Raw genomic sequence first — 16,402 nt, 5'->3', positions numbered from 1 at the left:
TTTTGGGATGAAGCTCTATCAATGGGGACTTGAGACCCGTTACGTTCACCGCAATGATGATCATTTGGTCCTTCCGGTAGAGTATGAAAAATACGTCCTCGCGAGTCAGGTCGCGGAAGAACCCGATTTCACGCCCTCAGATGAAAAACGCTACTCTTATTCCAGTATTACCAAAAAGTATACAGAAATCGGGAATACCGAAAACTATTACTTTACGGAAACCGATGAAAAAACGGGCGAGGAGGTTCTGCATCGTATCGAATTCCCAAATCGCCGCTATGCTCAAAATACGGCCTCAAAAGAGTACTTCTATGTGCCTCACCCGGAGATACGCTACATCGAACAGGGCAAATTGAGTCGTAATGCAGAATATCTTTATATCAATAACCGGTTTGTCGAAATCCGTGGCAACGGCGAAAACCTCGAATTTACACAAAATCAAAACGACCTTGCGACATCCGATTATGCGGTTGCCAGTGATGGTGGACTGTATCGAATCGCGCCGGTACAAGCTCAAATCAGTGAAACGGTACAACTTGGTGAGGGCAAAACAAGAACCGATACCATTAAGCCTCAGGCGGTTAATGTTAAAACTACCGCAGGCAACATCGCTTATGCCAATACGGACTTTATCCTTCCTGCGGCAGCGGCCGGAAGTGCTACCGATCAAAGCCTGACCATCAGCAATTGGAAGCCCTATCGCTTCCAGGATGTTCTATCGAGTGATATTTTCGTCCAATCCCACATTACGCCAGGTGATGTAAACTCGGGCAATAAGCTTACGGCTGCGAGTAGTAATCTCGATACCGACAACAATAACTTTAAAGCGATGGCACAGGTATCCGTTGGGACAGATAATACGGTTTACCTCAAAAGTGTCGATGGACGGTACCATCCATTTACACCAAAAGATCGCGATGTCACGTACCATAAAAACGGAAATAATTACCTCATTAAGGGCAGCGATGAACACTACTATAAAATAGACGGGGGAAGTTACATTGTGCCGAGTGGGGATAAGAATACCTACTACAAAGACACCGACGATGAACTGTATTATGTTCGGAGTAGCGACAAGATTTATGGCCGAAATAATAGGGGAAAATATTACGAGAGAGCTGATGAAAAAGTGTATTACAAATCCGGACTTTTTTCATACAAAGAAACAACAATCGACGATAAAAGGAGGCCTCTTTATTTTAAGACGAAAAATTTCCAGTATAAGGAGGCAACGCATTATCAGCCTTTGAGTGAGGCAAAAAATGATATTTATGTTCAGGATAAAAGTGGCAAATATCACCTGAAGACTGACACAATCTATTTTAAGGGTTCCGACAACAGTTACTACAACCGAGCAGACAATAAGGTGTACTTTAAATGTGAGGGGAATCGGTATTTTGAAAACACGGGTGACATCACCTTTTATATCAAACTTTCAGGGGATAACACATATTACCCACAAAGCAGTACCTATACATTTTACTCTAACGCGCCTGGAGGCTATCAGGAACGAGATGATGATGGCGTCTACTACGTTCATGGAGAAGATGGAGCTTATTATGATACGGGATGTGTGACGCTCTATGAGGATGCTGATACGAGCGCGGATCTTGCCTCGGATTGGTATATCGAAGATGTGTATGCGGACTCAGGATCGGGGGCTAAAGTGGTCGATTTTATCAAAGTTCCCAACACTTCAGGGAATGAGAATAAACTCTATGTCCTCAATACCGATCAGATGTATGAGATTAAGACGATCGAGCTCGGAAAATCGAAAACCGATAAGAACGGAAAAACACTAGTACCCGGAAATCGTTATATCCAGCTTAGCAAAGATTCATTCGTAAAGGTAACCGACAGCGATACGCGCTATGTTGAGGTCGCAAGTGAACCCATATCAAAATTAAGGCCGGAGATGACCAAGCTCCAATGTCTGGAACGGAACGGAAAGCACTACGTTTCTATCAAAAGTACCAGCGGGGGATGCGTACTAAAGAAACAGGTCGATTATTTCGATCCTTCAGGTTTTGGATGGAGAATCCTTATTCCAGAAGCGAAAAACTCGACATCGGGACCATACTTAGCTGCTAAGGATGGCAATTATTATGCCGCTAAGGATATCTGTGTAGAGAGCGATGACGGCGAAGTTAAATTGCTGAAAGATATCGACGTTGTCAGTGTCGCAGAGAATGGGACAGTCAATTATCTCGGCAATGCTTTCGACCAAAAAGGACAGAGTAATATTTATTGCCAATCGTCTTCAGGGGCGTGTTTCCGGGTAAGTGACCCGATGCAGCAGTACGAGGTGAAACAAGACCAATCTAGCGGTACTTATATCAATATTAACAACGATTACTTCAATCGCAGCAGTGATGAAGTTACGTTAAAGCTCCAGTACAGTGCTGCCGACGGCAATCCCATCTACCGTGGAGTCAGCAACAACGACGCCGACGTGACGCTCTACGTTTACCACACCAATGATTCTAAGGTTGCATTGAGAAAACCAACAACTTCACGCCCCATTGTCACAAAGGATAGTGAAGGTAATGATCATATACTACAAACGCCACTCGAAATTTTGTGGTATCCGAAGGCCTTGGTCACGGAAAGCATCAAAATGGAGATTACGAGTGCCAACATGGCGAACTACGTTTATAAGGTAGGAAGCAAATATTATAACGGTCAAAATTTTCGATTTGCAATCAAAAAGAATGGGAAACTGCAGCCCTATAATAAGCTTAAGGATTTGGAATCTACCAAAGGCGGCAATGGAGGTACTGTTTACACTGCACCATATCTAATTCCGAGCAATGTATCAGATATCAGTTCTTATGCTGTGGACAAAGCGATCCAGATAACCGATTTTGATACTACGACGGGGTACGTAGGCGTTAATTTTGAGCTCACGAATGCCAATATGGCGAACTATGTATATAAGGCGGGCAACGGGTATTATAGCGGTCAAGATTTTCAACTTGTTGTCCGAAAAAATGGAAAATTATTGCCCTATACCCAGCGCGAAGATTTAAAGTCTAATACGAGTGTGGGGAGTGAGACCGTTTACATGGCGCCGTACCTGATCCCGAGCAATGTAGCCGATATTAGCACCTATGATGCCGAAAAGGCCATTAAGGTAACTGATTATGATATCGAAACCGGGTACTTTGGTGTTTACACGCTGGAGTATGAAAAGCAGGATGCAATGGTAACAGCGGCGAGCAGCAAGGCCAACTCCTTGTGCTTCCAGGGGACCGATAATATTTATTATCCCGCTTCGAGTCTCTCGATATTGGCGGATGGCGATTATCAGTCGTTCCAAGGGTTTGCGTATTCGACGAAGACTCAAACCTTACCACAAGCCATCACGAGTGATCCCAGTGCTCTTTATCAGTTTACCCCGAAAAGCGATCCGGTAATCAATGTTGACGAAAATACCTTCGTGATGGCCGAGGATGGCAACTATCACGTGACGCTTGGAGCAAGTGTCGGAGGAAATGGCGAGGGATCTTGCAGCCGCTTGTCGGTAGGCGTCAATGATGGCAAAAATGATGCGACTTTGATTCTCGGAAACTATCGTCTCCAAGCGGGGAACGGAGAGGTCAGTAATCCGTCATCACGTTTTTATATTGAACAGAGCAATCTCGGAAATAAAATTCGAGCAAAAATCGGCGACCGTCAAGGAACGAGCTACGTCGATCGCGAGGATATCCGGGCAAAGGCGAAGGGCAGTACCATCGCAGCGGAAAAGGTTCAATCATTTGTCGTCGTTACGGAAAATGGGGAGGTTGAGGCCGACCTTAGCAAAACGTACACGTGTCAGACATTGACTAGCGGCAATCCCAACTACGTCAAGACGGGCGATGGCGGATATTTTTCAAACCGCAGTAAGACACAAGTCGATATGGATGTTGGCCGATACGCGCCGATTGATGTCGCTGAAGCCGCATCCGATGAGTTAGCCAACGTAACAAAGTACGTTCGCGCCGAGACTACGGGTTATTTCCCGGTCAATGAAGTCAAAAACAGTCCGAATTTTATCAAACTTCGTGACGTTTATTATCTTCAGGATAAAGAAAATCTCGATTCTTACTACGTTTCAGGGATTACACTCGGGGAACTTTTCTACTACGGCACAAAGTTCGACTACATTCCACTCAATAAGGCGACGCCGGGTGATGGATTGTATTACAAGTACGAGGGCGACTTTAAGAGCGTTTTAGATGACCGTTATTGCACCTCAAATAATGCCAGACTAAAGGGGAATGATGGACGGCTCTACAAGCCATCGGATATCTATGTGAAGGGCAAAAAATTTGAGTACTGCAAGGTGCGCGACATTGCGATGAAGACAGAGACGGACGAGGGACCGACGGAGAAGGCGTACGTGAAGTCGTTTAAGCAGACTTGCGAAAAGATTCAGGATCAAATCGACGAACTCTACGCAAAAGATCTCGCGGAGGCGAGGGAGGGGCTCCGGATGGAGTCGCAGATGTACGCTTCGTTCTTCCAGGAGACTTTAGACGGGGAACCGATTGCGAAATCGATCGTCGATAAGCTGGCGGAATATGCGGGGGCGACCAGTGAGGTTGAAACGGTAGTGCGGCAGGAGGTCGCGATCTACGATCTCAACGACGAGTTGGGGAATCTGGCGCTACAGAATCACCCGAACTACAAGAAGCAATACATCGAGTCGCTGCAGGAGGAATTTGACGACTACACGAAGCGGAGCACGATTAGCCAAGACGAGGGGTGGAAGGCCTACTACCGCGGGGTTCGGGATGAACTCGTGGAGTGGAAGGTTTCTTCGGATGACCAAAACATTTTCGAGCAGCGTCTAGCATCGGCAAAACAGCTCATTATCGATGAATTTGGGGATTTAGTGCCGCCGGACGACTTCTTTGGGGGCGTGCTAGCGCAAGTTGTTGGGAAAATTGTGGCATCGCTCCAGGCAAATGCCGATTTAAAGGATAAAGAAAAGGCGTACGACTTATGTTACGTCAAGTTACAGGCGATTGCAGATTCTCTATTAACGCTCAAAGAGAGTTGGGATGTTGAAGATGCGGAGAGCACGAACTTACCGGAAGCGATGACGGCACTCAAAGATCGAGTAGTTATGATTGCAGAGGACCTGAATGCGATTACGTCGGAGTACTGCAAGGCGATCGCGTCGGAGGTCTCACTTTTTAATCGGATTACAATTTTAGAGTATATTTTCAACAACTACGGTGTGATTGACGATCGGGTCAACTTCACGGGTTATGAAATCGACAGTAAGACGAACAAATGCCAGGATTCGGCGAAAAAAATCGAGCCTCGCGATAAGGAAATCAACTGTTGGTTTACGCAATCGACAGATACGGGTGAGGACCTTTTATGTGTACTCGACAAGACGAATGAAATTGATACCGGGAGTGGGAAAAAAATTCCCCGTCGGATTCTGTTTCGGTACAACAACGCGAAGATGCGGCTTGAGAAGTCGGTTATCGATGCTGATTTCGGTAAAAACGTCACGGATTTCCCTAAAGTCGTTGAGGAGTTGACCTGGGTTGCCGCGCGACGAGAGACAGATGCTGAAGAATGGAGCGCATCGGGCTTCTTATTCAAAGATGTCATCCGGCACAACCTCTTCCAGCAGCTCTTACGTTATAAGGCGGATATCAAAGATCCCTCCACTAATAAAATCATTGGTGAAGAAAATAAAATCGGGTACCTTCTTGGAATGGCGCAAGATCGGCTTGCGGCGGATGACTATGTTCGCGCTTACATCGAGCAGGCGGCGAAAAATCTCCTTATTCCGATTTACCGCGTTCAGGACAGTTTATTATTTTTCAACGGCGGAGATTTAGAATCACCGGCTGTTGTAGAACAGCTCTCGACGACAACACCGACGCTACCGAAAATTCCGGAGACAACGGGCACTGTAAACCAGCTTGCCGGAGTAAAGTATCTCAATTCCTCCACGGTTATAGATCCGTCGATGATGCATCAGAGCGGGAATATTACCAATGTTCCGGCGACATTTCCATCAGATGTGGCGGCGTTGGAAGCGACCGACAAAGTGCAACTCGGAGAGATGGTTTCCTACCTCCTCGAGACGACAATGAAATCGAACGGTAGCACGGACATTTCATTAACGCAGGTGAAAAATGATGTAACGACTGGGAAAACATTTGCGGCACACGCATCAGAGGTAACTACAGCGATTAATAATTGTTTCTCCGAAAAAGGGCTCGCGGAAACCATGATGGGCGGCGCGAGAACGTTTATAGAAAAAAAGCATCAGGGTGACAAGGTCAAATTCGAACACTACACTGGTAACTATGACTTTATCCTGGATAAATATATCGCGCGTGCTGAAGGAAAGACTGATGATAGTGGACGGAAAACATTTGATAAGCAAACATTTGATGAGGAAGTTGGTAAGGAAAATTTACTCATACACAATCCAACTTTAATAAAAGGAAAAGCTTACAAAGAACAACAAATAGTTGATGGCGTAAAAAAGGATGTCACCGTGATTACACCGTGGTCCGTATCACTGGTCGGAAAGTATTATCCAACGGGTTGGGACGGCCTCGGTGTACCAGATGATGTCAACAAAATTCCTAAAGAGCATCAGGTTGCCCAGGCAACATATAAGTTTTGGGAATGTAATGATCAGGGTTTACCTATAGAAGAAAATCTCAATTTTGGTTTAGGCGACTACGGTAAAACGTTTTCACTTCAAAGGCGCGAAACTTTTAAAGCAAGTGGTGAAAAGATTGGCAGTAAACCTGGTGGCACCCCCATTCAATATTTAGCAGACGTTTTTTATGACAAGGATTTTTGGGAACGTTTAATGAAAAATGCGAAATCGGAAGGTGGCTTTAACATCGGAGGTGCCCAGAAATATACGCTAGCACAAATCCAAAATTACTGTAAGGCCAACTCTTCAGGGATTTCGATTAACGCGATCGCATTTCTTAGCAAAAAGGGTACAGACCAGGTTTATTTTAACTGGGGATTTCCAACGGCTGATCGATTGACCAATAATTATCATCCAAAGAATGTTGGCGATTTTAAGAGCGATCCTAGCGATGGAAATTGTAATAAAGCTCGTGAAAAAATGACACCATATGGTGATGCAGTTATCAATACAATACATGCCATTTACAAGGATCTCGATAATCGTGTTGGATTTTTGAGAAGGTGTGTCAATTTGAACAAAATCTCGATCAACACGATTGGCATCGATAACATCAGCAGTGACATAACGACACTTTTAGGGCGTAACTGGACCGGTTATTTTAACGGTGCGGCAAAGACCACATATCAAGCAGTGGCAGAACCAACAACAAATGGAGCTGCCACCGCAACACAACTGAATCTTTCAGACTATAACGATTTTGTCCCAGAGACGACCCGAAAAAATTTAGCAGCTTGGCGTACAGAGTACAACGCCTGCAGTGAAGCATTGAATATCTTGGGAAATGCCACAAACAACGGAATTGTTAAGATATTTTTTGACGCAATTTCCGCTTACAAAACAGCAAAAGATGCAAACTCTATAGGGTGGCAGTTCAAGGCAAAAGATATAATGGATGCTTACAGTGCTGCGAAAACTGTCATCGATAACGCTAAGGCAAAGGTCCAAAGCGTAACATCGGGAAACGCCGCGAATTTATATAGCGCTTTGAATACCCTATCGGCCGATATGGATACCGTTAATGAAAATGCCAAAGCGGCGAATCAAGGGGCGAATTTCCAAAAACAGGCGAAGGAATTCTTATTCAAGCTTCACGAATTGGAAGAGGCCCACAGCGATTGGCGCCAAAATCCTGTGTCGCATACGGCAATGCTGAGTGATCTCCAAAGTTGCCAAGGCAATGCGGCTTATGAGGATATTAAGACACAAATCATCGACCCCATGATTAAGTTCGTCGACAGTTATGATGTCAACGGGAGCTTCTATTATTGGTGGAAAAACGGTATGCTTAGCGCTTATGATGCCGGGGCGAGATTTTCCCCGAGGGCGGAAACAACCGGTACCGACGGAAAAGTCCAGTACGTTAATCCCGTCTCGAAAACCGTTAATGAGGCCTTGATGGCGCTCCAGTCGACCTACGGTGACGGTTGGACGAAAGGGAACGCAAGCCGTAATAAACTCCTCCAGAATCTTTATACTTATGCCCACGGGCGCCACTTTAACGAGGATTATGCGAGCTATAAGGCGAAGTATTCTAATGCAACAAAGGAAAGTTTCCTGCGCGTTGTGACCCAGCCGCTAAAAAGAGGAAAATGGATCTCAAATCTCGGCAAACTTCCGGCCCCAACGGCTTCGTTGGTAGATACAGCTTATGCGGGAGCACTGGCCGACATTACGAGTTCTTCTGAAAAATATACGCAGGTTTTCGGTAAAGCCTTCAAGCTTGTGGCAGAGTACAACGTTATCGATACGACAACAGTCCCCAGCCGTTGCGTCAACTCGACCTACGGTACGACCGACGACTTTTCGCCCATACCCGTGCGGAAGACCAGTTCCGGGAAGACTGAACTCGCGCTCATAACGGCGATTGATGAACATCCTGGCTTTATCGAACCCACACAGGGTACGATTCCAACTATCGCCTGGAATACCGCTTCGATGGTTCTCGGCTCACTCCATACAATCGGTGAAGATAGCATCGCGAGCTATGTCGCAAAGCAATCGGACGATCTCGCCACGTTGACCAACCAGGAGGGCAGCGCCGGATTTTATCGCGTCACTAAACTTCTCCAAGAGATCGCTCAAAAAGTCGATATTTTCCTTAAAGAATCGGATTCGATGAGCCTCAATATCGCTCTTGCCCTGAAGAAGTGGTACAATGCGATCGTTGACTACGCCGCGGAGTACATGGTCATCAATCTTCAGACTTATATCAATGACAACTATCAATCCGATGGCTGGCAAAATTTAGCCGATAACGATAATGCGATTATCAGTATTTCATCGCCTAACTCGTGGCGTCTGTCGCCTGAAAAGGATGTGGGTCAAACAGTGCTCCGGTACATGGATTTCAAGACCGTTGGCACCGACCATTACGCAATTATCTACCATTCGGCGCAATATTACACCACAACGGCGACGGAAAATATACTCCGCACGCTTTGGGAATTACAGTCAACATTTTATTGTGGGAATAATTTAGCAACAAATGTTACGGCGATAAAGAAGAATATCGACACTTATGAAAAAATAATCCAAAATAGTCCTAAAACTGAAGACGGTGAAAAAAAGCGCCTGGAAGCGACCGCAAATAAAGCGGAAGCACTAGCAAAACTTCGATACCTTGCCTATCAAGCACAGGATCTCGGCGTCGCAACTGTCCAAAAAAATACGGAGACGAATGGAAACGTTAGTTACAATGTGAAACCGATTCAAAACGAGATAAACAAGCGCACAAACATAGCCAAGGCGCTTGGAGATCTTAGTCGTGATCGGGATCTCATGTTATCGCAGCAAACCCAAGTTACCAATACTTTATCGCAGTACAACGATTTAACAGAGGCGCAGAAAGAAGGGTATAATTCGATTTCACTGCGAGCTTTCATTCAGCGGTACAAAGAGACGCTTCAAAAACACTGTAACTCCAAGTATAGCGATGGGCTTCCAAAGACGACCCAAACGGTATTTAATCGCTGCGTCAAGGAACTCGAAAACCTCAACGATACCTTCGAGAACATCGTCAATCGAAAACAGGTTGACACGTTTTACCGGTGGTTCACGCAGATGGAAAAGTTCTACTACGACTGGAAAATTAATTCGGTGAGTCGATCGACGTTCTTAGAGCAGCTGAAGTTGTTCCAGCAGATCTCGTTCGAATTTCAGTTGCCCAATATGATTGCCGATAACGATGAAGCGCTCTCGGTCGAGGATGTCTCTGTACGCCTCGGAGATGACATGGAAAAGATGATGAACAAGATCCGAGAGGCGGCCAATGCGTTAGAAAAATGGGCACTCACCGATGCAGAAAAATACACGGATCCCAAGAGCACAGCATATAAAGAACATTACAAGAAATATTCCAGTTACACTGGTGTTCGGGATGCATTAGTCGCGGCGAAGACATCTCTAGACGCTGCCGCTAAAGGAGGAGAGTTTCGAGTCTTAAGCGACCAGGTGGCTTGTGAAGACATTATCAAAGATTTGGAAAACCTGAATGAGGATATCCGGGCTAAAACGAAAGGGCTCAGCAGTACTAACTATCCCGATGATAGCGATATTACCAATTGGAGAACTTCGATGTCGAGCAGTGCAGAATTGTTGCTCATTACGGGTGGTGGACAGAATGTCGATCCCAAGAAATATTTCACCGACGTGATCCTGGATCACATTGACGAGATTGTCGCGTATATTGAGCAGTACAATATTGACGTTACAGAAGGCGGGAAATCGACTAAAGATGGTTGGAACGAGTACACTCCAGCAAGGCGCGATTTCGAAATCAGGACCTATAAGAAAATCGCTAACCGTTATGGGTTTACAGGAGATTGCGTACGTGATCAGACCGCTGCTATTCGCTTGATGGATGAAATCAACAAGGAAATAGAGGAAGAATTTAAGAGCGCAAACAAAGACCGCGGAAAAGATCTCATTGCTTCGCGTATTTCCGGAGAAGCTGTCGAGTTTGCTGTCGATGAGATCCACAATGACAGCGATCGAATGATGAAATATTACCAAGCATGGGTGGATTTCGAAAAATATGCTTCATTCCTCGTGTCGAGTTATCTACTCAATAATCAGGGAAATTGTTCGAAATGTGCCAGAAAGGCCGGCTCATGGAATAACGGTATATATGATATCCATTATACTGGAAATTGGGCTACATGTGGCACGCCTCTGCTGCAAAATATCGAAACTGGACAAGATAAGTTCTATAAAACACTTTTTGATGTTTTTGAGTATAACAAACCTGGAGCACAGTATACCTCGACTGCAGATAATAAAGATGCGGCTAAAAATCTCCGAGATCAATTCATGGGCAATGGAGGGTATTCTAATATCTACAGCAATGGGTTTTCGACACTTAACTTTAGTACTATCACGGAAGATTTTAAACTCGATCTTCTGACGCTCTATAAGAAAACTTTCATTGAGGAGACGTCGCCATTCCAGCAGATTCGTTCCTATCTTCGGGCTCAAAATGCTTACAACGCGGTCATCGAGTATATTGACTACCTCTTTGGGCACTTCTCAACGTGGCGTGGCGACACGAATGTTTCGGAAGAACTCCGTAGTGAACTGACATCACTCAAGGAAAACCAGATCTATCCCTATTATGACCTACATTGGGAGCTGGCGAACGATATTAGACGGTCTAATGATCCCGGCAAAAAGCCAGATGGTGCTGACGAAAGCGGCGGTGTAACCGTCGGAATCATTAAAGCTATGGTCGGTAAGAATGATAATGATCTTTTGGAGGGAACTCTCGGTGACTATATCGATCGTCTCATTAATAAGGTTGCAAATTATAACTCGAAGGCAGATGCCGCAGCGATTAAAATTGCCCGTTGTGCGTCAATTACCGAAGCCATACAAGAGGTACTGAAATCTAAAAACTACACCTATGAGTCGCTCTTTGGCGCCACAGTTTCGCAACTCGCAATCGGTGGTAAAATCATCCAGAACGCGGACCAGATGGTCGACTTAATCGCACGGCTGGAGGCGCTCGTGAAAGGTTGGAATAATAATGATGAAGGCGCCAATAAAGAGGCATTCGAGGCGATGAACCCACACGGTACCTTTATTCTCCGCGACGACGGTACGTACACACTTCAAGAAGAGGGAGAAGCGCTACCTGCCAACGGGAGTGTGAAAACCGTTACAGAGGAGGGGACTATGGTGGCAGTCTACGAAGACGGTAACGTCGTTTCCTCAACATCCGAACCGCCAACGCGCATCGTTACGAACGAATTGCTGGATGTTATCGATACGCTCAAGGATATCTATGTCAACAACGATACATACAAGGTAATTTCTGAAACCTACAATCGTGTCCAAGTCGCAGAGTACCTCTTTTCAGTGGCCGGAAATGCGGTCTCCAATCTCACCTGGTGGGGTAAGGATGATCTGACGGTTTATGAGCGAAAAGATGGTGTATTACAAACGGATGCCAATGGGAAGGCTGTGATCGACACGACCGAAAACACACGCTCGCTCTACCTCCTTAACTCGGGCTGCTATACCTTCAATATGCACGGCAATGAGGATTTCTATTATATCGCGGCACTCGTTGGTAATGATCTCCGGATTGTCCAAATGCCAAAGCCGACGGGAAATGTCAAGGGAATTGTAATGGAGGGTGGAAAAGAGGTGGAAAAAGATAATGCCACTCCTAATAGTATAAAACACGACCTCAATAAGCTCACGGTGAGCGAGTTTTCGAATAAAATGCAAGATTTGGAGGGTGTGTTCTTTAAACTCGATGACAAAGAAAACTTCACGGCAGAGCAATTTAACCCGAAAATCGTAACCGAAGATAGCGTCATGATGTACTCTTCTGCGGAGGGCGGTATCTACGACGGCGATGGAAACAGCTGTGGTGGTGACGCCGATGGATTTTTGCTCGATGCCAACGGGAAGCGACTCTATAACACTTATGTTGTCGGAAGTGGTAGCGCAACGACCAAGACCTACGCGGCATATAAGTTTGATCTCAACAATAACGAAATCGTTCTAGTCAATTACGACCCCATCAAAAAGTCCGAGATTGTTCCGGCAGATACTGCTGGAAACGATGATGGCAAGCTCGAGCGCTACAAGACGCTCTTCAACACCTACAACGGGATGTACGAGCCGCATGCGCATTATCTCCTCAACGATGATGTCCAAGAACTCTTTGTCGAAGAAGTCAATAAGGCTGGAATTGCGTTTGGGATCGCCTACGACCAGTGGAATAGTTCTTCAGCCGCGAAAGCTTTCCCAGAAGCAAAAGCAAAGTTAAGTACCAATATGACGGCGTACGCATCGTTCTTCTCTAACCTCAGTGATAAACTCAGCCGTCACGATGTGTTGCGGTACAATGACAAGTTGGCGTACGAGTCCGAGGAGGTCATGATTGCTCGGATTAATACTGTGTTAAAAAATCTCAACGCCGACGGTGACTTTACGAATTTCCGTAACCTTGCGGACCGTGCGAAAGCATACTACGGCGTACTCCAAAAAATGACCAATGCCAAGGCGATTGGCGATATCACCGCTGCTGAAAATTGTGCCGATGAGCTTACGAAAACGAAGCAGGATTACGAAAACGCTAAGCTCAATGCCGCTTCGGATAAGGGGAATTTCGCAGCCTATGTCGCCTCGCTCTCGAAATCACGGCTCGAAAGTGCCGATCAGATGAAGTATGCGCTATCGGTCATGACCGATGAAAGTACCCGGGCGTCGCTCGTCTCGAGTTATGCTTTCATTAGCAAAAAAACAGCCATGGCGGAAGAAGTACTACAGGTAACAAACGGAATTGATGCTGTGAGTCTCGAAGTTGAAATGTTACTCAATAATAGTGGTGCCCGCAAGGACTTTCAGCGTGTCGCAGAAACTATCGAGTACGGCAGTTCGCAATATTCTGATACACCAATCCCATCGCTCGCCGATACCTGGGGTGTGGCACGTGATGCGCGCTTTTGTGAATATCAGGGCTGGAAAGGCGATTCCCGCGATGCAGAACTCTACCAGGCTACACTAAATGAATTCATGAAACAGTCATACTTCGAAAATTCGGAGGAAAAGAATTTAATTTCATCGGATAGCGTCCGGGAATACCTCACGGAGATGGATACGATGCTCAACGGCTATGTCGAGGAGCTCAAGCGTTACGAGACCTATGACGGTATCCTTAATGACGTTTACGTGATCGAGGTCGTCAAAAATAATCGCCGCCGGAAAATTGCCGGCAAAGGGTTTAACGAAATTTTGGCCGACCATCTCAATTGGGTCGTATCCAAATCCCGTAAAGCGGCACTCTTAGAGGATCTTTATGCCTTTGCCGACGATATCGATACGATCATTGCGTCTTACGATGATGAAGGCGAACTCGCAGGGCAGATGGATGCCGATTTATTACAAAAGATCAAAAACTTCCGGGCTTGGCTGGGGAAGAAAAATGTCGCCGATAAAAAGACCTACATTGGTTTGGTAATTAATTTCGAACCCTACGATAGCAGCAAATTTACTCAGGACCAGTACCTCTACAAAATTCAGTCCTCAGAAATTCACGAGGTTATGGACAAATATGATGCCGCAGAAATTGATTTCGCGGAATATAAAACCAAGATCGAGGCGATCCCCACCCGTGGAGGTCCGCTTGATGAGTATTTGGAACAGCTCAAGGATTGGCTCAACTACTCACAGCAACTTGAGATTTATCAGCGCTCATTGCTGATGTTAAGACCCAAGGAATACGCCTACTTCAACGGTGCTTGGGTAGTGACTGGGACGCTGACCGAAAAACAGCTCGAATCCTGCAGCGGTACGTATTACCGTGTGATCTACGGTTATGGCAAGAATGGTGATCCTATTTTCATCGAAGATAAGGTCGATAACATTTCCGATCCGGTCTACATCAGCTCGGATTCGCTCTGGCACGGCGACTATTCGCACTATGGGATGATGTTCCGTCTGATGGCAATCCTGTATGAGAAGTTTACGATGCAAAAGAATCTCTTGGCTGATCTTTTGAAAGAGATCCAAGAGAATAACGAAAAGATTGCCGAAGCGAATGCCAAACTTGCCAAGGTAAATAAAGTTCAGGCGCAAGCGGCGAAACAAGGCGATAAGGCAAAGGTCGTTATCCCTGCTGAAGTCATCATGTACTTCAAAAAGCACAACATAACAATGCCGACGAATGCCATGGATGACAACTCGTTGTTGACCTACGAAAATTCGAACTTTAACAAGCGCATGAGTTACCTCGAGTCGAACCATGCGGATGTTTCCAACCTGTTCACCTACGTTTCTCAAGGGAAGCTTAAAAACGGTGGTGATGTTGGCCAAAACACCATGTTGGGCGATCTAACCGACCGCGACCTTTTAGAATTAGGTTCTTTGAAAGAAGCCTATGAATTAACGGACGATGCCAGTGCAAAATTTGGTGACGTTGCGAAGTCTGTAAAAAAGAAAAGTGCAGGTGCTTTGACCGCAATTTCTGTGGCGATTGCAGCTGCGGCAATTGCTGTGATAACCGTCGCTACTCTTGGAATTGCGGGAGGAGTAGCAGGAATTGGGGCCCTTTCTTTTCTCGGTGCATTGGGTACAAAGGCAGCTATCGCAGCTGGGATAGGAATTGCTATAGGCGTAGGAGCGGCTGCTGCTGGAGCCGCCAGTGGAGTGGCGATGGGAATTTATCAGTTGGCAGCACTTGGTATAAGTGGAGCTCAGACGGATCTTTATGGAACTAAGAGTTTTTCTGCTGGTAGTGGCAATAAGCTGATTGATGCCTATTGGTATAATCGAAATAAAATTGTTAAAGAAGATGATACCGCGCAGGTACGTTCCGTACTAGGAACTTACACGGAAGCATTGTTCCAAAAGATGAAAGGAGGGACTTTGCCGTTTCCTTGTACTATCGAAGGGATTTGTTCTAATAAAAAGAAACCCAATGGCGACGCAACAAATGGCTTTGAGCTTAAAAGCTGGGCACCAATTTCCAATAATTGGAACGGAACAGGGCACTATAAATATCTTGCTAAACAGATGGGCAAAGCTTCGGATACCTCAACGGGAGACTTTACTTCAGGGACCAATCAAAAATTGGTAGAAGCTTTTGACCTGATGGCCCACCAGAAATTTTATTATTCAAAGAAGAGTGTTTATAAAGAAAATTTAACAGAACCAGACTATGATTATAACGCGTTAATTTTGATGTACAAGCTCGAAGCGATGGCCTCGGTATATGGCGATATTGTAACCGGTTTGGCAGTTAACTATTTAGCAGGGGCAAACAGTAAATCTCAAACCCTCGAGGCGCTCAATGGACTGACTGACCCAGAGGTAGCGTCTCTTCTGGGCTGTGATCGCACATTTAGCAAGGAAGATGTAAAGCAAATTAAATCTTATATCGATGGGCCGGGCCTGTTTACCGAAGACGAGAACGTCGAAGGATACGAGAAAAAGACGCTGACACAATGCTGGGTAGAGGAGCCCAAGATTAAACGCGTGTTGAACAAACTTTACGGTGATGGCTCGAATGGCCTGAATGCCGATGAGGTCTCTCTCTGGAGTGAAAATATGCGTATCCATGTCGACCAAATTACGACCGATGGTCAGACTATTACGACGAAAATGCAACGGATGATGCAACGCTGCAATGAGACAACCTCACTCGCAACTCAAATGTTGAAGTCGATTGGCGATGTTTGGAAGCAGATCTACTCCAATATTCGGTAA

At 45.6% G+C, this 16,402-nt stretch carries 1 protein-coding gene (only partly in view); it reads left to right on the top strand.

Going from position 1 to position 16,402, the window contains the following annotated elements; translation table 11 throughout:
• A protein-coding gene (locus tag LW808_000355; GenBank protein UPA28519.1) for a hypothetical protein crosses the window boundary here: on the top strand, positions 1-16,402 show its 3' portion. Its footprint begins 13,010 nt before the window's first position; the window shows 16,402 of its 29,412 coding nt (coding positions 13,011-29,412); the start codon falls outside the window, past its left edge; it ends in the stop codon at positions 16,400-16,402.

It is taken from the genome of Verrucomicrobiota bacterium (genome assembly GCA_021294815.2).
GTDB lineage: Bacteria > Verrucomicrobiota > Verrucomicrobiia > Opitutales > LL51 > LL51.
Note: the sequence above shows the minus strand (reverse complement) of the source record. Positions and strands in the feature narration are given on the sequence as shown.